The 23,075-nt window shown below is 71.1% G+C and carries 17 protein-coding genes; 4 read left to right on the forward strand and 13 right to left on the reverse strand.

Translation table 11 applies throughout. The annotated features are described in order from the left end of the window. Positions 1-2 precede the first annotated feature (2 nt). The gene (locus ACVHNB_RS28635) at positions 3-3,434 is read right to left on the reverse strand and encodes a DNA polymerase III subunit alpha (RefSeq protein ID WP_428957713.1); all 3,432 of its coding nucleotides are present in this window, start codon (positions 3,432-3,434) and stop codon (positions 3-5) included. 152 nt (positions 3,435-3,586) lie between these two features. On the opposite strand from ACVHNB_RS28635, the gene ACVHNB_RS28640 reads away from it, so the two are divergent. The 3 genes from ACVHNB_RS28640 (at position 3,587) to ACVHNB_RS28650 (ending at position 6,494) form a co-directional block, all read left to right on the forward strand. Next, positions 3,587-4,609, forward strand: a complete 1,023-nt coding sequence (locus tag ACVHNB_RS28640) for a DUF3533 domain-containing protein (protein ID WP_428955656.1) — start codon at positions 3,587-3,589, stop codon at positions 4,607-4,609. An 83-nt stretch (positions 4,610-4,692) separates the two neighbouring features. Then, positions 4,693-5,346, forward strand: coding sequence for an acetate uptake transporter (locus tag ACVHNB_RS28645; protein WP_428955655.1), 654 nt, complete (start codon positions 4,693-4,695; stop codon positions 5,344-5,346). Further along, positions 5,343-6,494 (forward strand): AAA family ATPase, encoded by a 1,152-nt coding sequence (locus ACVHNB_RS28650; RefSeq protein ID WP_456226227.1) that lies wholly within the window; start codon positions 5,343-5,345, stop codon positions 6,492-6,494. The genes ACVHNB_RS28645 and ACVHNB_RS28650 overlap by 4 nt, the downstream gene beginning before the upstream one ends. Here ACVHNB_RS28650 and adhE read toward each other — a convergent pair whose 3' ends face one another. From adhE to ACVHNB_RS28710, 12 genes are all read right to left on the reverse strand, one after another. Then, positions 6,495-9,110, reverse strand: coding sequence for a bifunctional acetaldehyde-CoA/alcohol dehydrogenase (gene adhE / locus ACVHNB_RS28655; RefSeq protein WP_428955653.1), 2,616 nt, complete (start codon positions 9,108-9,110; stop codon positions 6,495-6,497). Positions 9,111-9,361: 251 nt separating this feature from the next. Then, positions 9,362-10,444, reverse strand: coding sequence for a S1 family peptidase (locus ACVHNB_RS28660; protein ID WP_428955652.1), 1,083 nt, complete (start codon positions 10,442-10,444; stop codon positions 9,362-9,364). 337 nt (positions 10,445-10,781) lie between these two features. Continuing rightward, a complete protein-coding gene (locus ACVHNB_RS28665; RefSeq protein ID WP_428955651.1) occupies positions 10,782-11,636 on the reverse strand; it encodes a slipin family protein in 855 nt (284 codons plus the stop codon). A 183-nt stretch (positions 11,637-11,819) separates the two neighbouring features. Continuing rightward, positions 11,820-12,725 carry a S1 family peptidase gene (locus ACVHNB_RS28670; protein WP_428955650.1) on the reverse strand — a complete coding sequence of 302 codons (906 nt, stop codon included), beginning with the start codon at positions 12,723-12,725 and terminating at the stop codon, positions 11,820-11,822. Positions 12,726-12,977: 252 nt separating this feature from the next. Beyond that, entirely contained in the window at positions 12,978-13,718 is a 741-nt protein-coding gene (locus tag ACVHNB_RS28675; RefSeq protein ID WP_428955649.1) for a DUF1684 domain-containing protein, read from the reverse strand. Continuing rightward, entirely contained in the window at positions 13,715-15,028 is a 1,314-nt protein-coding gene (locus tag ACVHNB_RS28680; protein ID WP_456226228.1) for an LLM class flavin-dependent oxidoreductase, read from the reverse strand. Before ACVHNB_RS28680 ends, ACVHNB_RS28675 begins: the two co-directional genes overlap by 4 nt. Further along, positions 15,025-16,104: an LLM class flavin-dependent oxidoreductase gene (locus tag ACVHNB_RS28685; protein ID WP_428955647.1), complete on the reverse strand. Its 1,080-nt coding sequence runs from the start codon at positions 16,102-16,104 to the stop codon at positions 15,025-15,027. Before ACVHNB_RS28685 ends, ACVHNB_RS28680 begins: the two co-directional genes overlap by 4 nt. Before the next feature lie 40 nt (positions 16,105-16,144). After that, a complete protein-coding gene (locus tag ACVHNB_RS28690; RefSeq protein ID WP_428955646.1) occupies positions 16,145-17,116 on the reverse strand; it encodes an ABC transporter substrate-binding protein in 972 nt (323 codons plus the stop codon). A gap of 89 nt (positions 17,117-17,205) precedes the next feature. After that, positions 17,206-17,976, reverse strand: a complete 771-nt coding sequence (locus ACVHNB_RS28695; RefSeq protein ID WP_428955645.1) for an amino acid ABC transporter ATP-binding protein — start codon at positions 17,974-17,976, stop codon at positions 17,206-17,208. Further along, the gene (locus ACVHNB_RS28700) at positions 17,973-18,878 is read right to left on the reverse strand and encodes an amino acid ABC transporter permease (protein ID WP_428955644.1); all 906 of its coding nucleotides are present in this window, start codon (positions 18,876-18,878) and stop codon (positions 17,973-17,975) included. The genes ACVHNB_RS28695 and ACVHNB_RS28700 overlap by 4 nt, the downstream gene beginning before the upstream one ends. Before the next feature lie 38 nt (positions 18,879-18,916). Further along, positions 18,917-20,707, reverse strand: a complete 1,791-nt coding sequence (locus ACVHNB_RS28705; RefSeq protein WP_428955643.1) for an FAD/NAD(P)-binding protein — start codon at positions 20,705-20,707, stop codon at positions 18,917-18,919. Next, complete coding sequence (locus ACVHNB_RS28710; protein ID WP_456226229.1) at positions 20,704-21,555, reverse strand: amino acid ABC transporter permease; 852 nt, start codon at positions 21,553-21,555, stop codon at positions 20,704-20,706. The genes ACVHNB_RS28705 and ACVHNB_RS28710 overlap by 4 nt, the downstream gene beginning before the upstream one ends. A 515-nt stretch (positions 21,556-22,070) precedes the next feature. Here ACVHNB_RS28710 and ACVHNB_RS28715 point away from each other — a divergent pair. Beyond that, a complete protein-coding gene (locus tag ACVHNB_RS28715; protein ID WP_428955641.1) occupies positions 22,071-23,012 on the forward strand; it encodes an ABC transporter substrate-binding protein in 942 nt (313 codons plus the stop codon). Positions 23,013-23,075: the final 63 nt, after the last annotated feature.

The following is a 23,075-nucleotide window of genomic DNA, read 5'->3' on the forward strand; positions in this document are numbered from 1 at the left end:
ACTCACCCCGCACTTCCCGGACTGCGATGCCACAACTTGCGCTGACTGCCCGGCACTCCGTCGCCGGCCGGTTTCAGGTCGGCCCACGGGTGCATCTCGTAACCGGTGGACAACCGGATCCGCCGCCCGTCCGCGCCGTCCGGCGCCGGGTCCTCCTCCGGTCCCGGCGCGGCCATCCGCCGCGCCACCTCGTCGAGCCCTTTCTCCCGGTACACCTCCGTCAACTCCGCGAGATTCCATGCCGCTTCCCCCACGACGCTCAGGCTGCGCGGCCCGCGCCGCTGCACGGTGCCGCGCACGAGCAGCAGCCACGAGTGGAAGACGGTGTGCGCGCAGGCGGCGTGCGCCTCGTCGAAGAACGCGAGGTCGACGAGGCCCGTACCGTCGTCGAGGGTGGTGAAGACGACCCGCTTCCCGGACCGGATCGGCGGGGTCTGCGTGGCCGCCTTGGCCCCGGCCACCAGCACGGTCCGGCCATGCTCGGCCTCCCGCAGCCGCCGCGCCGACACGACCCCGAGCTCCCGCAGGAACTGCTCGTAGTCGCCCATGAGATGCCGCGACGCGTCCATCCCGAGCACCCCGAGCTCGGCGCTGAGCCGTTCCGTGTCGCCGAGGTCGGGCAGCCCGGCCGGGGCCGTGTGCCGCCCGCCGGCCAGGGGCAGCTGCGCGCCGCGCGCGCCCCGCCCGGAGCGCTGCAGCTCCGCCAGGTGCAGTTGCAGATCACGGCGGTTGGCGCCGAACGCGTCGAGCGCGCCGACCTGTGCGAGCCGGGTGGCGAGCGGGCGGCTCGGCCGGGCCCGCTCCCAGAAGTCGAGCAGCGAGGCGTACGGCTGCCCCGCCTCGATCCGGGCGGCCTCCGCCTCACTGATCCCGTACACATCGGACAGGGCGAGCCGTACGCCCCATACGTCCCGTTCGTCATCAGACACCAGTTCGATACGGTGGGCGACCGCGGACCGGTTCACGTCCAGCGGGAGCACCGGTACCCCCCGCCGCCGCGCGTCGGCGAGCAGCAGCCGTTTCGGGTACATCCCGGGATCGTGCGTGAGCAGCCCGGCATAGAACGCCGCCGGGTGATGGGCCTTCAGCCACGCCGACTGGTAGGTGGGGACGGCGAAGGCCACGGCGTGCGCCTTGCAGAAGCCGTAACTGCCGAACGCCTCGACGATCTCCCAGGTCCGCGCGACGGTCTCGGCGTCGTAGCCGCGCGCCGTCGCGTGCTGTGCGAACCAGAACCGGATGCGCCCCTGCGACTCGGGGTCGGAGAGCCCTCTGCGCACCCGGTCGGCCTCGTCGCGCCCGCAGCCCGTCATGATGTCGACGATCTTGATGATCTGTTCGTGGAAGACGACGACGCCGTAGGTCTCCTTCAGCGCGTCCGCCAGGTCCGGGTGCGGGTAGCGGATCGGCGCGCGTCCGTGCCGCGCCTCGATGAAGGGCCGCACCATGTCGGCGGCGACGGGCCCGGGGCGGAACAGCGAGATGTCCACGACCAGGTCGTGGAAGGTGGCGGGCTGCAGCCGCCCCACCAGGTCCCGCTGGCCCGGCGACTCGATCTGGAAGCAGCCCAGCGTCTCGGCGGACTTGATGAGCCGGTACGTCTCCGGGTCGCCCGGCGGTACCGCGTCGAGGTCCACGGAGGTACCGGTCGCCCGCTCGATCTCGCCCGCGGCGTGCGCCATCGCCGACTGCATCCGCACACCGAGCACGTCCAGTTTGAGCAGCCCGAGGTCCTCCACGTCCTCCTTGTCGAACTGGGACATGGGGAAGCCCTCGCCGCTGGTCGGCACGACCGGGGTGCGGGCGAGCAGCGAGGCGTCGGAGAGCAGTACCCCGCACGGATGCATGGCGACGCCGCGCGGCAGCGCGTCGAGCGCCTCGACCAGGTCCCACAGGCGGGTCTTGTCACCGAACTCCCCGGCGATCTCCTTGAGTTCGGGCAGTTCCGCCATGGCCGAGCGGGCGTCGCGCGCCCGGATGTGCGGGAACGCCTTGGCGATCCGGTCGATGTCGGCGGGGTCCATGGACAGGGCCGCGCCGACGTCGCGTATCGCGTGGCGCACCCGGTAGGTCTCCGGCATCGCGACGGTGGCGACGCGCTCGGCGCCGAACCGGTCGAGGATCGCGCGGTAGACCTCCAGGCGGCGCGCGGACTCGACGTCGATGTCGATGTCGGGCAGGACGGAGCGCCGCTTGGACAGGAAGCGCTCCATGAGCAGGCCGTGCTCGACGGGGTCGGCGTTGGCGATGCCGAGCAGGTAGTTGACGAGGGATCCGGCGCCGGATCCCCGGGCCGCGACCCGGATGCCCATGTCCTTCACGTCGTCGACGACCTGAGCGACCGTCAGGAAGTAGGAGGCGAAGTCGTAGTGGGCGATGATGTCCAGCTCGCGGTGCAGCCGCTCCCAGTGGGCACGGTCGTCCGCGTGGCCGAGGCGGACCATGCCGGCCGTCGCGCGCGAGGCGAGGACGCGCTGCGCGGTGCGCCGCCCGGCGCCGACGAGGTGCGGTTCGGGGAAGCGCACGGAGCCGATGCCCAGGTCGTCCTCGGGGTCGACGCGGCAGGCGGCGGCCGTGTCCCGGGTCTGTTCGAGCAGCCGGTGGGCGGTGTCGCGGCGGAACCCGGCCGCCTCCACGACCCGCTCGGCCTCGCGCAGCATGGCGTCGGTGTCCTTCAGCCAGCGTTCGCCGCTGTCGAGTTCCTTGGTCGGGTCGACGGGCACGAGGCGGCGCGCGGCGTCCAGCACGTCGGCGACGGGGCCCGCGCCCGGGTCGGCGTACCGGACGTCGTTGGTCAGGACGGGGCGCACGCCCTGCTCGGCGGCGAAGCCCACGGTGCGGGCGGCGAGGCGCAGCGAGCCGGGCCCGGTGCCCTTCCTGCCGTGGTGGACGGCTTCGAGGCGCAGGGCGTCGCCGTGGATCTCGCGCCAGGGCGCGAGCAGCACGGCCGCCTTGTCGGGGCGTCCGGCGGCGAGCGCGCGGCCCACGTCGGAGGCGGGCCCGAGCAGCACGGTGAGGCCCTCGCCGTGGTTCTCCTCCCACGGCAGCCGTACGTCCTGGGAGCCGTCGGCGTGCGCGGCGGTGATCATGCGGCAGAGTTCGGCCCAGCCGCGCGCCCCGTCCCGGGCGAGGAAGGTGACCCGGGGGGTCGACTCGTCGATGAAGGCGCCGCCGCGCACCGGTGGCCTGCGCCGGCCGCCGTCCCGTCGAAGGACCGGCGTGCCGACCGCGAGCTCCGCGCCGAACAGCGGGCGCACCCCGTGCTTGGCGCACGCCTTGGCGAACCGGACGCTGCCGGCGACGGTGTCCCGGTCGGTGAGGGCGAGGGCGTCCATGCCCCGCTCGGCGGCGCGCTCGGCCAGCCGCTCCGGGTGGGTGGCGCCGTAGCGCACGGAGAACCCGGACACGGTGTGCAGATGCGTGAAGCCCGGCACACGCACCTCCAGCACACCTCGAGCCAATCGGATCTCACCTCCCCCACCTCCACCATAGACCAACTTTCGAACGCGTGTACGACAGTGAGCGAGGGGCACCCGTTCGGCCCACCCCGACTGCATGACAGGGACCGCCACCGGACCGTGGGGGCATGAAGTTCGCCGACGAGTTCAAGAACGCCGTCACTCCCCGAGCCGCGCTCCTCGTCATCGGCGTGCTCGCCCTCCAGCTGCTGTTCATCGCCTCGTACGTGGGGGCGCTGCACAACCCGAAACCGAAGGACGTGCCGTTCGGCGTCGTCGCCCCGGTGCCCGCGGTCGCGCAGCAGACCGAGCAGCAGCTGTCGAAACTGCCGGGCTCCCCGCTGGACCCGCGGGTGGTCACCGACGAGAAGACGGCGCGGCAGCAGATCATGGACCGCACGATCGACGGCGCCCTGGTCGTCGACCCGCGGGGCACCAAGGACACCCTGCTCGTCGCGTCCGGCGGCGGCACCGTGCTGGCCAGCGCGCTGGAGACGCTCGCCACCAAGGTCGACGGCGCCGAGCAGCGGACCGTCCGGACCGTCGACGTGGCGCCCGCGTCCGCGCAGGACTTCGACGGGCTCTCGGCGTTCTATCTCGTCGTCGGCTGGTGCGTCGGCGGATACCTGTGCGCCTCGATCATGTCGATCAGCGCCGGGTCCAGGCCCGCGAGCCCGCAGCGCGCGGCGATCCGGCTCGGCGCCATGGCGCTCGTCGCGATCGTCGGCGGCATCGGCGGCTCGCTCATCATCGGCGACTCGATCCTGGGCGCGCTGCCCGGCTCCTTCTGGGCGCTGGCCGGGCTCGGCGCGCTGGTCACCTTCGCGGTCGGCGCGATCACGCTCGCCCTGGAGGAGCTGACCGGCATCGTCGGCATCGGCCTGGCCGTGCTGCTGATCGTCGTCGCGGGCAACCCGAGCGCGGGCGGCGCGTTCCCGCTGCCGATGCTGCCGCCGTTCTGGCAGGCGATCGGGCCCTGGCTGCCGCCGGGCGCGGGCACCTGGGTGGCGCGCTCCATCGCGTACTTCCAGGGCAACGACGTCACGAAGTCGCTGCTGGTCCTCTCCGCGTGGGCGGTGGTCGGTGTGGCGGTGACGCTGCTGGTGTCGGGCCTGCGCGACAGACGACGCAGGGTGAGTACGGCTCCCTAGGGGCGCGGGGAACCGCGCGACCGGCCAGCGACACCCCGCACCCGCGCATCCGGACAGACCAGGCAGACGAGAGGGCGCCCCCGTTGAACTTCCCGCACCGCTCAGGACCGGCGGCCCAGGCCGTCTCCGTCAAGCGCATGGAGCCGACCGCGCAGGCCCAGCTCGGCCCGCTCGGGCTGACCGGCTTCATCGTCGTCACGATGATCGCCACCGGAATCGACGCGGGCATCTTCCCCGAGAAGCTGGCCGCCGCCGACGTCCCGGTGGTCGGCTTCTTCATCGGCGGCCTCGCGCAGCTGCTCGCCGGGCTCTTCCAGGCCCAGCGCGGCGACACCTGGCACGCCACGGTCTTCGGCGGCTTCGGCCTGTTCTGGATGGCGAAGGCGCTCATGCTGCTGTGGGTGCTCCCCTCCCTCGATCCCTCGCTGCGCGGCGACGCGATGGGCCTGTTCACGCTGCCCTGGGTGTTCGTCGTCTTCGTGCTGTGGCTGGCGAGCTGGCGCATCCATCTGGTGCTGTTGCTGACGTTCAGCTGTGTGCTCGTCGTGTTCGTCGCGATGACCTGCAACGGCTTCACGGGCCTGGTCGGCTGGAACCGGGTCGCGGGCTGGTTCGGGCTCGGCGCGACGCTGGGGGCGCTGTATCTGCTCGCCGGGCAGGTCATGGCGTCGACGTGGGGGCGGCCCGTACTGCCGATGGGCCGGTTCCTGGCCCCGCCCGACCCCACCGAGTCGTGATCACCACTCTCGCCGTCGAGAACTACCGCTCCCTGCGGCGGCTGATCGTCCCGCTGGACCGGCTGAACGTGATCACCGGCGCCAACGGCACCGGGAAGTCCAGCCTGTACCGGGCGCTGCGGCTGCTCGCCGCGTCGGCACGCGGCGGCGCGGTCGCGGCGCTCGCGCAGGAGGGCGGTCTGCCGTCGGTGCTGTGGGCCGGCGAGCGCGACGCGGGCCCGGTCGGCCTCCGGCTCGGTTTCGCGGGCGACGAGTTCGGCTACGCGGTCGACTTCGGACTGCCCCAGTCCAGCGGCTCCCGGCCCGGCGGCGGGCAGTCCATGTTCCGGCTCGACCCGGAGATCAAGCGCGAGTGCACCTGGGCGGGCCCGGTGCTCCGCCCCGCCGCCCTGCTCTGCGACCGCGCGGGCCCCGCCGTACGCACCCGGACCGCCGACGGCGGCTGGCACCGCACGCAGGGCCTGCGCCCGTACGACAGCATGCTCAGTGAGATCGCCGACCCGCAGCTGGCCCCCGACCTGCTGCGGCTGCGGGAACTGATCCGGTCCTGGCGGTTCTACGACCATGTGCGCACCGACGCCGACGCCCCGGCCCGTGCCGCCCGCATCGGCACCCGGACCCCGGTCCTCGCGTCCGACGGCGCGGACCTGGCGGCCGCCCTCCAGACGATCCGCGAGACCGGCGACGACGAGGCGCTGGACGAGGCCGTCGCGGACGCGTTCCCCGGCAGCCGGGTGCGGGTCGTGGACGGTACGGGCGGCCGGTTCGAGATCCAGCTCACGCAGCGCGGCCTGAAGCGTCCGCTGGGCCCGGCCGAGCTCTCCGACGGCACCCTGCGCTATCTGCTGTGGGCGGCCGCGCTGCTCACCCCGCGCCCGCCCGGGCTGCTGGTCCTCAACGAGCCGGAGACCAGCCTGCATCCCGAACTCCTCGCCCCGCTGGCCCACTTGGTCCTCGCAGCGGCCAAGGACTCCCAGGTCGTCGTGGTCACGCACGCCCGGCCGCTGGCCGACGCGCTAGCACGCGAAGCGCCCCGCCACCGTGTCGACCTGAACTCCGTGGAACTGCTCAAGGAGTCCGGCCGGACGACGGTGGCGGGGCGTGAGGGACTGCTGGACGAACCGCTCTGGTACTGGCCCAAGCGGTGATCAGCCCTGCGGGGCACCCTCCGGGTTCCCGTAGTACGCCTGCCGCATCAGCTGCTTCATGTCGTCGATCATCGGCATCCGCGGGTTGGCGGGCGCGCACTGGTCGGCGTAGGCGTTCATGGCCTGCTGCGGCAGGGCCTCGATGAACGCGGCCTCCTCGACGCCCTCCGCCTGGAAGGAGGCCGGGATGCCGCAGCGGTCGCGGAGTTCCTCGACGGCCCGGGCGTACGACTCCACGCCCTCGGCCGGGGTCGCGGCCGGCAGGCCCAGCATCCTCGCGATCTCCTGGAGCCGCTCGGGCGCCCGGTAGGTCTCGGCCTTCGGCCACGGGGTGGCCTTGTGGGAGACGGTGCCGTTGTGCCGGATGACGTGCGGCAGGAGCAGCGCGTTGGTGCGGCCGTGGGCGACGTGGAAGGTGTTGCCCAGGGTGTGCGCCATGGCGTGCACCAGACCGAGGAAGGCGTTGGCGAAGGCCATGCCCGCGATGGTCGACGCGTTGTGCATCTTCTCGCGCGCCTCGGGGTTCTTCGCGCCGTCCGTCACGCACGCTTCCAGGTTCTCGAAGATGAGCTTGATGGCCTGGAGGCACTGGCCGTCGGTGAAGTCGTTGGCGTAGACGGAGACGTACGCCTCGGTGGCGTGGGTCAACGCGTCGAAGCCGGAGTCGGCGGTGACGGTCGGCGGCAGGTTCATCGGCAGCATCGGGTCGACGATGGCGACGTTCGGGGTGAGCGCGTAGTCCGCGAGGGGGTACTTCTGGGCGGCGGCCGGGTCGGAGATGACGGCGAACGGCGTGACCTCGGAGCCGGTGCCCGAGGTGGTCGGGACGGCGACGAGCTTGGCCTTCTGGCCCAGCTGCGGGAACGTGTAGGCCCGCTTGCGGATGTCGAAGAACTTCTCCTTGGTGTCCGCGAACTCGATCTCCGGGTGCTCGTACATCAGCCACATGATCTTCGCGGCGTCCATCGGGGAGCCGCCGCCGAGCGCGACGATCGTGTCGGGGCGGAAGTCCCGCATCGCGGCGGCACCGGCCTGCACGGTGGCCAGCTCCGGGTTGGGCTCGACGGTGTCGATGACCTGCAGAGTGACCGGCTCCTGGCGGGAGTTGAGGATGTCGGTGACCTTCTGGACGAAGCCGATCCGTCCCATGGTCCTGTCGGTGACGATCGTGACCCGGCTGACGCCGTCCATCTCGCCGAGGTACTTGATGGCGTTGCGCTCGAAGTAGATCTTCGGCGGGATCTTGTACCACTGCATGTTGGTGTTGCGCCGCCCGATCCGCTTGATGTTGAGGAGGTTGACCGCCGAGACGTTGTTGGACACCGAGTTGTGGCCGTAGGAGCCGCAGCCCAGGGTCAGCGACGGGAGGAAGGCGTTGTAGACGTCGCCGATGCCGCCGAAGGTGGAGGGCGAGTTGACGATGACACGGACCGCCTTGACGCGCCGGCCGAACTCCTCGGCGAGGGCCTCGTCCTCGGTGTGGATGGCGGCGGAGTGCCCGAGCCCGTTGAACTCGACCATCTGCGCGGCGAGTTCGAGGCCGTGCTCGGTGTCGCGCGCCTTCAGGGCGGCCAGGATCGGGGAGAGCTTCTCGCGGGTGAGGGGCTCGCCGGGGCCGACCTCGGCGCACTCGGCGACGAGGACCGCGGTGCCGGCGGGCACTTCGAAGCCGGCCTGCTCGGCGATCCACTCCGGCGACCTGCCGACGACCGCCGCGTTGAGCTTGGCGCCCGCGCAGTCGGTCCCGTAGGCGGTCGTGCCGAAGACGAACTCCTCCAGCTTGGTCTTCTCGGCGGCCGTCAGGATGTGGGCGTTCAGCCGCTTCAGCTCGGCGATGCCGTCCTCGTAGATCTCCTGGTCGAAGATCACGGCCTGTTCGGAGGCGCAGATCATGCCGTTGTCGAAGGCCTTGGAGAGGACGATGTCGTGGACGGCGCGCTGCAGTTTGGCGTCCTTGGCGACGTAGGCGGGGACGTTGCCCGCGCCGACGCCGAGGGCGGGCTTGCCGCAGGAGTAGGCGGCCTTGACCATGGCGTTGCCGCCGGTGGCGAGGATGGTGGAGACGCCCGGGTGGTTCATGAGGAGGCCGGTGGCCTCCATCGAGGGCTGCTCGATCCACTGCACGCAGTTCTCCGGGGCTCCGGCCTCGACCGCGGCGTCACGGACGATGCGGGCGGCCTCGGCGGAGCACTGCTGGGCGCTGGGGTGGAAGGCGAAGACGATCGGGTTGCGGGTCTTCAGGGCGATCAGCGCCTTGAAGATCGTCGTCGAGGTGGGGTTGGTGACGGGGGTCATCGCGCAGATGACGCCGACCGGCTCGGCGATCTCGGTGATGCCGTTGATCTCGTCGCGGGCGACGACACCGGCCGTCTTCAGGCCGCGCATCGAGTTCACGACGTGCTCGCACGCGAAGAGGTTCTTGACCGCCTTGTCCTCGAACAGACCGCGCCCGGTCTCCTCGACGGCGGCCTTCGCCAGGTCCCCGTGGTGGGAGAGCGCCGCGAGCGACGCCTTCTTGACGATGTGATCCACCTGCTCCTGGTCGAACGTCTCGAACCGGGCGAGCGCCGCCCGCGCCGCTGCGACCAGTTCGTCGACCTTGCCCTCGGTTTCCACGGCAGGCTCCCTTTTTCGCGCCCTTTTCGCTGATGGTTCAATTCCACACCTCAGCGCTTCGCCTGTGGGGCCGAAAAGGGCCTGACCAGGCAGGCACAAGGTCCCTTCAAGATCACGGCACGCCCTCTCGAACCCTCCCCCACCTGCGGCGATTCACAGGGACCAAAGCCCCTTGCGAGCTTGTGAAAACTTTCACAAGAATTTCCGCGAAAAAGGGCACCCCGTGGATACGGGGTGCCCTCAGACGTGGATCAGCCGATTTCGGCGCCGAACGTGGAGAGCGCTTCCGGCACCGGCTGGAAGAACGTCTCGCCGCCCGACGTGCAGTCGCCGCTGCCGCCGGAGGTGAGGCCGAGCGCCGTGTCGCCGGCGAAGAGCGAGCCGCCGCTGTCACCGGGCTCGGCGCAGACGTCGGTCTGGATGAGACCGTTGACGATGTCGCCGTTGCCGTAGTTGACCGTGGCGTCCAGGCCGGTCACCGTGCCGTCGTGGACCTGGGTGGTGGACCCGGAGCGGGTCACCTGCTGGCCGACGGTCGCGTCACCGGCCTTGGTGATCTGCTGCGAGGAGCCGTTGTAGAGGTTGACCTCGCTCGGGTGCGCGACGTCCGCGGTGTACTTCACGAGACCGAAGTCGTTGTCCGGGAAGCTGGACTGCTCGTTCGTGCCGATCTCCTGGCCGCTGGAGTCGGACCAGGTGGAGATCGCCTCGGTGCAGTGTCCCGCCGTGATGAAGTACGGCTCGCCGCCCTTGACCACGTTGAAGCCGAGGGAGCAGCGGCCACCGCCGCCGCTGATGGCGTCGCCGCCCGCGACGAAGGGCTTGAACTCGCCCTGGGTGCGCTTGAGTTCGGCCTTGGCGCCGAGGCCGTCGACGACCTTGCTCAGCTTGTCCCAGGACGCGCCCTTGACCGTACGGTCGGCGGTGACGACCACCTTGTTGGTGGCCGGGTCGGTGGCCCAGGACGTGCCGGGGATGGTGGCATCCTTCTTCAGCGTCGTGCGGGCGCTCTTGAGCGCGGAGAGCGAGTTCTCCACGACTCTGGCCTTCGCGCCGGCCGCCTCGACCGCCTGTGCGGCGTCCGCGTTCAGGACGTTGACCACGAGGTGCTTGGCGCGGGCGTCGTAGTAGCTGCCCGCCGAGTCCGCGCCGAGGTCCTTCGTCAGGGTCGAGGCGAGATTTCCGGCCTTCGCGACGGAGAGGGTCCGCGGCGCGACATCCGGCGTATCCGTACTGGCGTTCGCAGTCTGGAAGGTGATGCCCGCGGCGACCAGGGCGGTGATTCCCGCTCCGACCACGGCGGCGCGCCGCTTGGGTATGCGTCGGTGCTTCAACTCACGTCCTCCTGTGGGGGGTTAGGAACAGGCCCGATGTGGGGGTGGGCCGGATCCGTGAGGCTGACGCGCCCACTATCCCGAGCGTCACAGGGGGCACACAAGGTCGACTTCAGGACGCGCGTACGACAACCCCCGGGCGCCCCTGCCCGCCGGACAGCCACCGCTGCACCGCACGTCGATCCCCTTTGCAAACACCCTGTGCACAGGGGAACCTCCAGGGGGTGAGGACTAGTCCTGTCCGGTAATCGCCCCTTGCCAAAGGCGCGGAACTGCGCCGCCGCAGGCTCCGTCCAGGGGCACGGGACGAGGGAGACACCGGCGTACGCGGGTGTTCCTACGGTGCGTCTCTCTTCTCGGGCCGGGGCTCCTTGTCCAGGTCGAGCTCCGTCAACTGCTGGACGGCCGCCTCGGCGGCGCGCCCCGCGTCGCCGGGAGCGGCCCGCTCCAGGAAGCGCAGCAGCTCCACCGGGAAGGGCAGCACCAGCGTCGAGTTCTTCTCTGCGGCGACCGCCACCACGGTCTGGAGCAGCCGGAGTTGCAGCGCGGCGGGCTGATCGGACATGACCCCGGCGGCCTCGGCGAGCTTCTTCGACGCCTGCAGTTCGGCGTCTGCGTTGATGACGCGGGCCCGCCGTTCCCGGTCGGCCTCCGCCTGCCGGGCCATCGACCGCTTCATGGTCTCCGGCAGCGACACGTCCTTGATCTCGACGCGGTCGATCTGCACGCCCCAGCCGATGGCCGGACTGTCGATCATCAGCTCCAGGCCCTGGTTGAGCTTCTCGCGGTTGGAGAGCAGGTCGTCGAGGTCGCTCTTGCCGATGATCGACCGCAGCGAGGTCTGCGCCATCTGCGAGACGGCGAACCGGTAGTCCTCCACCTGCACCACGGCCTCGGCGGCGTCGACGACCTTGAAGTAGATGACGGCGTCCACCCGCACGGTGACGTTGTCCCGCGTGATGCCGTCCTGCGCGGGCACCGGCATCGTCACGATCTGCATGTTGACCTTGTGGAGCCGGTCCACCAGCGGCACGATCATCGTGAACCCCGGCCCGCGCACGGCCGGCCGGAGTCTGCCGAGCCGGAACACCACACCGCGCTCGTACTGCCGGACCACTCTGGCCGCGGCCATCCCGTACACCGCTCCGGCACAGACGACGGCCACTCCCGCGGCCACGAGCTCCTCGACCATCTCACGGCCCCCCAGGGTCCGAAGTGGGCGCAACCGGCCTCTGCTTCGACCGTAACCCCGCCGGGGGCCGGGGCGGGAGAGCCGGGTGACGGGAGAAGCCCCCGCCGGACGGATCGGCCGGCGGGGGCTTCCTGCTGCTGGCTGCGGTTCAGTGACGTACGTGACGGCTCACGGACGGCGGGGTCAGTAGACGTGCACCCCGTACGCGCTGAGCGCCTCGGTGACCGGCTGGAAGAAGGTCGTGCCGCCGGACGTGCAGTTGCCGCTGCCGCCGGAGGTCAGGCCGTACGCGGTGTTGCCGCCGTACAGCGGGCCGCCGGAGTCGCCGGGCTCGGCACAGACCGTGGTCTGGATGAGGCCGGAGACGATGTCGCCGCCGCCGTAGTTGACGGTGGCGTTCAGGGCGGTGACCCGGCCGCTGTGGATGCCGGTGGTGGAGCCGCGCCGGGTGACCGTGGTGCCCACGGACGGCGTGGCGGCGCGCGTGATGTCCACGCTGCCGACGGTGCCGGACTTGGTCACCGAGCTGTTGGTGTACTTCACGAGGCCGTAGTCGTTGCCGGGGAAGCTGGACCCGGAGGTGGTGCCCAGGGTCGTCGTGTGCCCCGAGTTGGACCACCAGGTACCCGCACCGTCGGTGCAGTGACCGGCCGTCAGGAAGTAGTAGTTCCCGCTGTTGTCCTGGACGTTGAAGCCGAGCGAGCAGCGCCAGCTACTCGCATAGATGGCGTCGCCGCCGGAGATCAGCTTCTTGAAGGTGCCCGCCGTGCGCTCGATCTTGAGCGCGCCCGCGGTGGCGCCGGCCTCCTTCTGGATGCGGCTGATCTCGGCCTGCGAGACCGAGTCGTCGACGGTGACGACGACCTGCTTGGTCTTCGCGTCGACGGCCCACGCGGTACCGGCGATGTCGGCGCTGCGCACCGCGTCGCTGGTCTGCGTGAGTTCGGCGGCGCTGAAGGCCTGGGGCGCTTCGGCGGCGTGGGCCGAGGGGACGGCGAAAGCTGCCGCGGCAAGGAAGCCGGAACCTGCGGCGATCAGCCTGGTCCGTCTCGCTATGCCGGAGCGGGGGGTGGTGCGCTTGATCCTCACTGCTCGTTCCTCCCGAGGGGAAGTCGGGGGCCCGCGTGGGGTCGGGGCCCGTGAGGCGCAGCCAGGATGACGGCGGAATCCGGATTCCGGACACGCCGTGCTCCTGACAAGCGCTGTTCGGGAGTATTCAGAGGGTCAACTGATCGGCACAAGAGTGCCTTTCGGACTTCCGCCAGATCTCCGCATCCACGACGGCATGCCCCGACGGCTTCCCACGTACGTTCCGTACGCCGCCGGGGCTGGGCTCCTGTGTCAGACGGCGACGGGCCCCGTCAGGTTCCGTTCGCCCGCCTCGACGCCCACGGAAAGCGTGTTGCCCGGGGGCGGGAACGGGCAGATGAAGTGGTCCGCGAAGGCGCAGTTGGGGAGCACCGCGCGGTTCAGGTCGACGGTGGTGCGGCCCTGTGCGTCGGGCGCCGGCGGATACAGGAAGCGGAACCGGAAGGTGGTGCTTCCGCCGGTGGTGTCGGCGAACACGGCCCACAGCCGGCCGTCGCCCTGCCGCGCCACCTTCAGCACGTGTTCCCGCCCCTCCAGCGTGAAGGCCAGCTCCCCGGCGAGGCCGAGTCCGCGCTCGACCCCGTCGGCGTTCTCGACACGGACCTCCCGTGCTGTGTCGTACGGGGTGAAGCGGCCCTCGACCGACCAGCGCGGGTCGTAGGGGCTGGTGTCGATGCCGGTGAAGGCGGTGCGGGCGGGCGCGGCCGGGTCGAAATCCCGTACCGCCCACAGGCCTTCGCGCGCGATGACGACGAGCCTGCGCTCACCGAGCGCCACGACGTCATCGGCGGCGAGCCGCGTCTGCTGTCCGTCCAGGGTGTGCACGACCGCGTCGCCGTCCACGCGCCACTGGCCGGGGATGGCCGGAAGTCGGCCCTCCGGATGATCCTCGAGCCAGTGGGTGCCGACGAGCGAGAGGGGCCCGTGGGGCGCGGAGACGGCGGCGATCCTCTCTTCGTGCCACTGCTTCCAGAGGTCGGCGGCGTCACTCATGCCGTGGTCCTTTCGTGGTGCGGTGCGGGTGTGGGCAGTCCCAGGTGGGAGCGGAGCGTGCTGCCCTCGTATTCCGTGCGGAACGCGCCACGTTCCTGGAGCAGCGGAACGACCTTGTCGACGAAGTCGTCGAGCCCGCCGGGCGTCAGATGCGGGACGAGGATGAAGCCGTCGGCGGCGTCGCCCTGCACGAACGCGTCCAACTCGGCGGCGACGGCGTCGGGCGTCCCGATGAACGACTGGCGGGTGGTCGTCTCGATGACGGTCTGCCGGATGGACAGGCCCTTGGCGCGGGACAGCTCCCGCCACTTCTCGGCGACGGCGAGCACGTCGCCGCGGTGCGTACGCCCCTGGGACAGGCCGGAGCCGACGACCGGGTCGATGTCGGGCAGCGGTCCGTCCGGGTCGTACGAGGAGAGGTCGACGCCCCAGATCTGTTCCAGGGCGAGGATCGCGTTCTGCGGGGAGACCTGCTGCCGGCGGATCTCGGCGGCCTTCTCCTGCGCCTCGGCGGCGGTGTCGCCGAGCACGAACGTGACGCCCGGCATGATCTTGAGGTCGTCCGCCCGGCGCCCGTACTGCGCGAGCCGCGCCTTCACGTCGGCGTAGAAGACCCGTCCCGCCTCCAGGGTGCCGTGCCGGGTGAAGATGACGTCGGCGGCGGACGCGGCGAACTCGCGGCCCTCGTCGGAGTCGCCCGCCTGGATGACGACGGGGTGTACCTGGGGCGGGCGCGGGACGGTGAAGTTCCCTTCGACGGTGAAGTGCTGTCCGTCGTACCGGAACGGACGCTCGGTGCCCGCGTCCCACAACTCCCGTGCCACGGCGACGAATTCGGCGGCCCGGGTGTAGCGGTCGGCCCGGTCGAGGTAGCCGCCGCGGCGGAAGTTCTCGCCGGTGAACGCGTCGGAGGAGGTCACCACGTTCCAGGCGGCGCGGCCCGCGCTGAGGTGGTCGAGGGAGGCGAAGCGGCGGGCGGTCTCGTACGGCTCGTTGAAGGTGGCGTTGACGGTGGCGGCGAGCCCGAGCCGGTCGGTGACGGCGGCGAGGGCGTTGAGGACGGTGAGGGACTCGGGCCGGCCGACCACGTCCAGGTCGTGGATGCGTCCCTTGTGCTCGCGCAGCCGCAGCCCTTCCGCGAGGAAGAAGAAGTCGAACAGGCCGCGTTCCGCGGTGCGGGCGAGGTGTTCGAAGGACGCGAAGTCGATCTGGGACTTCGACCGGGGGTCGGCCCAGACGGTGGTGTTGTTGACGCCCGGGAAGTGGGCGGCGAGGTGGATCTGCCGGCGTGCGGACTGGGTGGAGGTCATGACGGGTCCCCCGCGAGGGCTGCGAACTGGTTGACGGGCCGGGCGAGCCCCAGGTGCTCCCTGAGCGTGCTGCCCGGGTAGAACGTGCGGAACAGGGCACGGTGCTGGAGCAGTGGCACGGTGCCGTTGACCAGGCGCTCCAGGTCACGGCGGGGATCGAGCGGCGTCAGGTGGAAGCCGTCGACGGCGCCCGAGCGGTGCCAGTCGGTGATGAGTTCGGCGAGGTCGACGGGCCCGCCGCGGTACAGCGGGCCGTCCTCGGTGGGCAGCGGGCCGCCGCCGTGGCCGGGCTGGGCGGCGTGCTCGCCGCTGCCGAGGTCGATCCGCAGGGCGGCGAGGACGCGCAGGCCGTCGGGGTCGCGGCCGTGCTCGGCGGCGCGGCGGCGCAGCCCGGAGCGGGCGGCGGCGAGCTGCGCGGGTTCGGCGACGCCGACGAGGGCGACGTCGGCGTGCCGGGCCGCGACGTCGTACGCGTACGGCTGGGTGGCGTCGACCACGACGACGGGGTTGCCCTGCGGCGGGCGTGGCACGATGGACGGGCCGCGCACGGAGAACGTCCGCCCTTCGAAGTCGGCGTGGTGGAGCTTGCCGCGGTCGACGAACCGTCCGGTGGCGACGTCCCGGATCTCGGCGTCGTCCTCCCAGCTGTCCCACAACTTCCGTGCGGCGTCGACGACTTCACCGGCCTCGCGCCAGAGGTCGGCGGGGGCGGCGGCGTCCCTGCGCCCGAAGAGGCGGGCTTCCTCGTCGCTCGTCGAGACGTCGGGCCGCCAGCCGGCCCGGCCGCGGCTCACCCAGTCGAGCGTGGCGACGGCGGCCTGCACGTGGAAGGGCTCGGTGTGGGTGGTGGTGACGGTCGGCACGAGCCCGATGCGCGAGGTGTGCGGGGCGATCCTGGACAGCACGGAGAGGCCGTCCAGGCCCGGCGCGGCGAAGGTGTCGTGGAGCGTGACGAAGTCGAGGGCGCCGTGCTCGGCGAGCCGGGCCAGCTGGAGGTAGGGCTCGGCGTCATGGGTGCCGGGCAGGTCGACGGCCGCGGCGAGGTGCAGCAGACCCCGGCCGGGTTGGCTGGTCATGGGTGAGTAACCTTTCGGCAGGACAGACGAGTTGAGGGCCCTACGGCTTGGGCAGACCCTTGGGGTTGATCTCGGACTTCGGCACGGCCTCGCTCGACAGGCCCCAGCGCTTGAGCACGCGCGCGTACGAGCCGTCCTCGATCACGTGGTTCAGCGCGGCGGCGTACGCGTCGACGAGCCCGCTGTCCTTCTTCGTGGTCGCCGCGATCTTGCCCTGCACCAGGTCGCCGCCGCCGGAGATGGTGCCGATGATCTGCGACTGCCCGGCGGACGCCACGTGGTAGGCGGCGGACGGGTTCGGGCCGAGGTAGGCGTCGATGCGGCCGGACTGGAGCGCCAGATAGTAGTCCGTGTCCTTCTGGAAGTACTTGATGGTGACGGGCTTCAGGCCCGCCTTCTCGTCCTGCTTGCTCCAGTCGACGAGGATCTTCTCCTGGTTGGTGCCGGAGGACACGGCGATGGTCTTGCCCGCGACGTCCTTGGGCCCCTTGACCCGCCAGCTCGTGACCTTCTTCGCCTCGAAGGCGATGTTGTCGAGCCGGTACGTCGCGAAGTCGTACTTCTCCTTGCGCTCCTCGGTCACCGTCACGTTCGAGAAGACCGCGTCGAACTTGCCGCTGTCGAGGCCGACGAACAGGTTCTCCCAACTCACCTGCTCCGGCTGGAGCTTGAGGCCGAGCGTGTCGGCGACGAGCGTGGCGATGTCCAGCTCGGAGCCGATCCGGGTCTTGTCGTCGGTGGCGAAGAAGCCGAGCGGTGGCGAGGCGTCGGCGCTGCCGCCGAGCCGCAGCGTGCCGCGCTCGCGGATCGCCTCGGGCACCAGGGCGGCGATCTTGTCGACCTTCTTGCCGCGGATGCGGTTCTGGTCGGGGCCGATGTTGATGTTCCCGACCTTCTTCGTGCCGGCGCCGCCGGTGGTCGTGGCGGCGTCGCTGTCACCTCCGCAGGCGGCGAGCAGCGGGGCGACGGCGAGCGCGGCGACGGAGGCGGCGAGGGTACGACGGGACAGCATGGGAGTACTCCTGAGGTGCTCGGTGTGCGGGCGGGGTGACGGGGGGGACGAGGGGGGAACCAGGGGGGACGAGAGGGGACGAGGGGAGCTCAGAGGACCTTCGACAGGAACGCCTTGGTGCGCTCCTCGCGCGGGGCGTCCAGTACGTCGCCGGGGGCGCCCTGCTCGACGATGCGGCCCTCGTCCATGAAGACGACGGTGTCGGCGACCTCGCGGGCGAAGCCGATCTCGTGGGTGACGACGATCATCGTGGTGCCCTGGTGCGCCAGGTCCTTGATGACGTCGAGGACCTCGCCGACCAGTTCGGGGTCGAGCGCGGACGTCGGCTCGTCGAACAGCAGCAGCTTCGGCTCCAGGGCGAGCGCACGGGCGATGGCGACGCGCTGCTGCTGGCCGCCGGAGAGCTGGCGGGGGTAGGTGTCGGCCTTGTCGCCGAGCCCGACCCGGTCGAGGAGCCGGCGGGCGCTCTCGACGGCCTCGGCCCGGGGCCGCTTGAGCGCGGCGACCGGGGCCTCGATGACGTTCTCCAGGACCGTCAGGTGCGGGAAGAGGTTGAAGTTCTGGAAGACGAAGCCGATGTGGGTGCGCTGCTTGAGGATCTCGCGTTCGCGCAGCTCGTACAGCTTGTCGCCGGACCTGCGGTAGCCGACGAGGGCTCCGTCGACGCTGATCCAGCCGCTGTCGACCTTCTCCAGGTGGTTGATGGTGCGCAGCAGCGTCGACTTGCCGGAGCCGGACGGGCCGAGCACGACGGTGACCTCGCCGGTGCGCACCTCCAGGTCGATGCCGCGCAGCACCTCCAGCGGTCCGAAGCTCTTGTGGACGGCCTTGATGTCGACCATGGCGGGGGCGGCGCTCATCGGGTCGTGCCTTTCGCGAAGTGGCGCTCCACGTAGTACTGGAGTACGGAGAGCGCGCTGGTCAGGAGGATGTACCAGGCGGTGGCGACCATGAGGAGGGGCACCACGCGGCCGTTGCGGCCGTAGATGACCTGCACCTGGTAGAAGAGTTCGCCGATCGCCATGACGGAGACGATCGAGGTGCCCTTGAAGAGGGAGATGACCTCGTTGGCGGCGTTCGGCAGGATCGAGCGCATCGCCTGCGGCAGCACGATGCGGCGGATCTGCCGAAGGCGCGGGATGCCGAGCGCGGCCGCGGCCTCCAACTGGCCGCTGTCCACGGCGAGTACGCCGCCGCGCACGATCTCCGCGGCGTACGCGGCCTGGTGCAGGGCGAGCCCGAGGACGGCGGCGCTCATCGCTCCGACGAGCCCCATCGTGTCGAAGGAGAAGAAGCCGGGCCCGAAGGGGATGCCGAACTGCAGCTCCTTGTAGAGGTAGGCCAGGTTGAACCAGAACAGCAGCTGCACGATCAGCGGGATCGAGCGGAACGCCCAGATGTAGCCGAAGGCCACCGCCTTCAGGAACCGGCTCTGCGACAGCCGCATGAAGGCGATGACGATGCCGAGCGCGAAGCCGAGGGCCGTGCCGTAGAAGGTGAGCTGAAGGGTCGTCCAGACGGCCTTGAGGATGACGTCCGCGGTGAAGAACTCGCCGAACACCTCCCATTCCCAGCCGGAGTTGGTGACCAGGCCGTGGACGAACTGGGCGAGCAGCACCGCGGTCGCGGCGATGGCGACCCAGCGCCACGGGTGGCGTACGGGGACGACTTTCAGCTGGGCGTGATCGGCGGCGGGCGGTGCGGTGGCGGCTGCATCGACTGTGGCGCCTTTGTTGACGGGTGGGTCACTGGTCAGGGACATAGGGGTACCTCATGAGGGAGTCGAGGGAAGGGCGCTGCTCAGGCCGCGGTGGCGCGACAGGACAGGTCGCGCAGGAACGCGAGGACCGCGCGCGCGGTGGCGTCGTTCTGCCGCAGCGACGGGCTGTTCGTCCGGGGCCGGGTGAAGGCCCCGGCGCCGCGCGCGTTGGTGTGCGGGCCGAGCGCGAAGCGTCGCGGGTGGGCGCTGCCGTCGCGGTGCAGGACGCGTCCGTCGTCCGGGTGGACGGCGAGCAGGCCGGCGGCGGTGGACAGGGCGCCCTCCTCGTACAGCTCGCGCAGCAGGCGGTCGCGGGTGCGGGCGAGGGTGGGCTCCGGCAGGCGGGCCTCGACCAGCGCGCGGGCCTCGACGACGGCGCCCGGCACGGTAGCGCCGGTGGCGCGGAAGACCCCGTCCTCGGCGCTGACCCGCATGTCGGCGCCGAGGAACTTCACGACGCCCGCGCGGGACAGCGCGAGCAGCTGCCGCAGCCGCGGTCCGGGCGGCCCGGACGCCAGGTAGCTGAAGTAGCCGTGCCACCAGGTGCCGATGTCGCCGAGCCGGACGAGCTGTCCGTACACGGAGAGCAGCCCGAGGAAGACGGCGAGGTCGGGGCTGTGCGCGGGGTCGTGGCGGCGCTCCAGATCAGCGGTGATGTACCCGCGCAGCCCTTCCTGGAGTTCCTCGTGCGAGGTGTACCGGATGCCGTCGAGGGGGTGGTCGAGGGCGGTGAGGTCGAGCCGGTCGGCGGGGTCGGGCACGGCGGACGCGACGAGGGCCCGCAGGTCGGCGCCGAGCGGTGCGGCGGCGGCGTACTTCTCCTCGAAGTCGGCCCAGGCGACGGTGGTGCGCTCGGGGTGCGCGGTGAACAGGCGGTGGTAGTGCGCGTAGCCGAGTTCCTTGTCGATGAGCGGCCACACGTCGGCCCGGAAGTCGAACCCGCCTTCCCTGCCCAGGAGTTCGTCGATCTGCCGCGGTCCGAGGAAGCGGGGCAGCGGCGGCCGCTCCCCCGCCGCCGCGTCCCAGTCGTAGCCGATCTTCGAGTGGTACGGGACGCCGCGCCGCGATCCGACGTGCAGCACGGGCTCGCGCCCCGACGGGATGTACCGGTCCCCCTCGTACCGTCCGCCGCGCCCTTCCGTGAGGAGCACCATCAGGTCGACGAAGGCGAGTCCGAAGCCGCGGACGAGGACGTCCTGGCCGGGGGCGAGCGCGCTCAGGTCCGTGTCCGCGGTGAAGTCCGGCGGCAGGTGGACGAGCCCGTGCAGCTCCGCGTAGGCACTCAACTCGCGCTGTTCCTGGTCCAGTTCGGCGTCGAGGTGACCCTGGGCGAGGATCACGGCATCGCCGAGCAGCGGCCTCGGGCGGTCCTCCAGCCACACCTGCTGGCGTCCGTGGCGCGGCCCGCTGACCCGCAGCGCGCGCCGCGCGTGGTGGTGGACGACGACACCGGCGGGCAGGTCCGCGACGGCCTTCTCGTAGACCCAGCGCAGATAGCGGCCCTGGCTTCGCCGGTCGGCGAAGGTGCGCCCGTCGATCCCGGCCCACTCGTGCAGCGCGGGTCCGGGCAGCACGGGCCCCTCGGCCTCCACGGTGTCGTCGGTGAACAGGGTGACGTCCTGGGCCTGCGAGTTCATCCACAGCAGCGGCGACTGCTCGCGCCGCCAGATGCGTCCGCCGCCCGGCGGGTACGGGTCGACGAGATGGATGTCGAGCTCCAACGGCCCCTGCTCGTCACCAGTGTTGGCGGCGATGCGTTCGAGGATGCCGGTCCCCCGCGGCCCGGCGCCCACGATCACCAGGGACTGCCGCCCGGGGCGCCCGGAGCTCATCGGGTGGTCCCGCGGGCGTAGTGCCGCTCGATGTAGTACTGGCCGACGCTGAGCAGCGAGGTGACGACGATGTACCAGATGGTGGCGACCAGGAGCAGCGGGATGACCTGGTACGTGCGGTGGTACACGAGCTGCACCGAGTACAGCAGGTCCTGTACGGCGATGACGCTGACGATGGAGGTGCCCTTGAGGGTGCCGATCAGCATGTTCCCGGCCGGCGGCACGATGGCGCGCATGGCCTGCGGGAGGACGATCCGGCGCCAGCGCCGCAGCCGGCTGAGCCCGAGCGCCTGGGCGGCCTCGATCTGGCCGCGCTCGACGGAGAGGATCCCGCCGCGCACGACCTCGGCGGCGTACGCGGCCTCGTGCAGGGTCAGTCCGATGATGGCGACGGTGACGGGGCCGAACAGGTCGACGGTCTTCGCGCCGAGGACCGTCGGGTACAGGGCGCCGATGTTGAACCAGAACAGCAGCTGCACCAGGATCGGCATCGACCGGAACAGCCACACATAGCCCCAACTCACGGCGCGGAGAACGGGGTTGGCGGAAAGCCGCATGACGGCGAGCAGCGTGCCGAGGGCGAAGCCGAGCGCCATGACGAGGGCCGTCAGCCACAGCGTGAGCCCGAGTCCGCGCAGCACGGACGTCGAGGTGAAGTACTCCGCGACGACGCCCCATTGGAACGCCTCGTTGCGGAGCACCGAGTTCACGGCGAGGCCGAGCAGGACGAGGACGAGGCCCGCGGCGATCCACTGGCCGGCCCGGCGCTGCGGGACGATGCGCGGCACGGCGGCGTCGGCGGGCGGGGCGGCCGAGGGCGGGACTTTGGCGAGGGTGTCTGAGGACATGGGAAGGCTCCGTGAGGCTGGAAGTCCAGCACGGCCTTGCCTTCACACCTGTTGTTCGCGCGTTGTGCGCGGTAGTTCGGCACCGGAGCCCCTCAGCAGCGGTACCGCCACTGAGAGTACGGGGCGGTTCGCGTGCCCTGTCAAGGGTGTCCAGAGTGTGAGCCGTACGTCTCAAGTGAGTTGACGCGGAAACGGATGCCTGTTCCACTTGGCCCATGCATCCGCAGCAGTGGCTGGTCACGCGCTCCCACATCGACTTCGGTCGAGTGTGGTCCGCGTCTTGTTGATGCCCTTCTGACGCCTTCTGCGCGCGTCACCTCTCTTGTTTTTCCCCGCTTCACTTCCCCGCGTCCCGGTGCGCGCTGTCCCGCGTACCCGTCCGCGCCTTCACCCTGCTGCCCCCTCCCCTCGCCGTACCCGCGTTTCTGCGTACCTGCGTTTCTCCGTACCTGTGCGCCTGGTCGCACCGCTGCACCCTGCGTTCTTGTCGTCACCGAAGGGCAGAACCCCACGCCATGCGCACCACATCCCTGACTTCCGCGTTCGCGCTGATCACCGTCGCCGCCCTGGGTCTGACCGCCTGCGGCTCCGGGGACGGGACGGGCGCCGCGGCGCCCGCCGCCGCCAAGAACGCCAAGATCCCCACGACGGACGTGGTGTCCGCCGTCGCCAAGGACCCCGCGGCGGCGAAGCTGCTGCCCGCGGACGTCCGCGAGAGCGGCAGCCTCAAGATCGCGGTGAGTGTCGGCGGCAGCCCGCCCAACTCCACGTATCTGCCCGACGGAAAGACGATCGTCGGCCAGGACATCGACTTCGCGAACGCGGTCGCCAAGGTGCTCGGGATCACGCTGGACCAGCAGGTCGCGAGCTTCGAGGCGATCCTGCCGGCCCTGGACAGCGGCAAGTACGACCTCGGCACCGGGAACTTCGGAGTCACCGACGAGCGCCGCAGGACGATCGACTTCGTCACCTACATCAACGACGGCCAGGGCTTCGCCGTCCGCAAGGACAGCGACCTGAAGAAGGTCACCGACCTCAAGCAGCTGTGCGGGCTGAACGTGGCGACGGGCGCGGGCACGACCTTCGAGGCCACGCTGGAGGAGAACAAGGGGGCCTGCAAGGCGGCGGGCAAGAAGGCGTACGACGTCAAGACGTACTCCGAGCCGAGCGCCATCTGGTCCTCGCTCCAGCAGGGCCGCTCCGACGTGGTGATGAGCACGATCAACGGCCTGCGGTACGCGGTGGCGCAGCAGGAGGGCCTGAAGTTCCTCAACGAGTTCCACCGCCTGGACGTCGGCTTCGCCTTCAAGAAGGGCACGCCCCTGGCCCCCGCGTTCCGGGCAGCGGTGAACGAGCTGATCAAGAACGGGACGTACGCGAAGATCCTGAAGAAGTGGGGCACGGCCCCGTCGGCGATCGACACGTCCCGGATCTCGCCGCCCGAGATCAAGGACTAGGGCCTGCCGGTCGGGGCGGGTCCTTCGGGTGCGGGTTGGGTGGGGGCCGCAGTTCCCCGCGGG

It is taken from the genome of Streptomyces sp. YJ-C3 (assembly GCF_053891275.1).

Coding starts and splice junctions, on each gene's coding strand:
- ACVHNB_RS28640 (WP_428955656.1), top strand. CDS start 3,587: ATGAAGTTCGCCGACGAGTTCAAGAACGCCGTCACTCCCCGAGCCGCG.
- ACVHNB_RS28665 (WP_428955651.1), bottom strand. CDS start 11,636: ATGGTCGAGGAGCTCGTGGCCGCGGGAGTGGCCGTCGTCTGTGCCGGA.
- ACVHNB_RS28675 (WP_428955649.1), bottom strand. CDS start 13,718: ATGAGTGACGCCGCCGACCTCTGGAAGCAGTGGCACGAAGAGAGGATC.
- ACVHNB_RS28680 (WP_456226228.1), bottom strand. CDS start 15,028: ATGACCTCCACCCAGTCCGCACGCCGGCAGATCCACCTCGCCGCCCAC.
- ACVHNB_RS28685 (WP_428955647.1), bottom strand. CDS start 16,104: ATGACCAGCCAACCCGGCCGGGGTCTGCTGCACCTCGCCGCGGCCGTC.
- ACVHNB_RS28690 (WP_428955646.1), bottom strand. CDS start 17,116: ATGCTGTCCCGTCGTACCCTCGCCGCCTCCGTCGCCGCGCTCGCCGTC.
- ACVHNB_RS28695 (WP_428955645.1), bottom strand. CDS start 17,976: ATGAGCGCCGCCCCCGCCATGGTCGACATCAAGGCCGTCCACAAGAGC.
- ACVHNB_RS28700 (WP_428955644.1), bottom strand. CDS start 18,878: ATGTCCCTGACCAGTGACCCACCCGTCAACAAAGGCGCCACAGTCGAT.
- ACVHNB_RS28705 (WP_428955643.1), bottom strand. CDS start 20,707: ATGAGCTCCGGGCGCCCCGGGCGGCAGTCCCTGGTGATCGTGGGCGCC.
- ACVHNB_RS28710 (WP_456226229.1), bottom strand. CDS start 21,555: ATGTCCTCAGACACCCTCGCCAAAGTCCCGCCCTCGGCCGCCCCGCCC.
- ACVHNB_RS28715 (WP_428955641.1), top strand. CDS start 22,071: ATGCGCACCACATCCCTGACTTCCGCGTTCGCGCTGATCACCGTCGCC.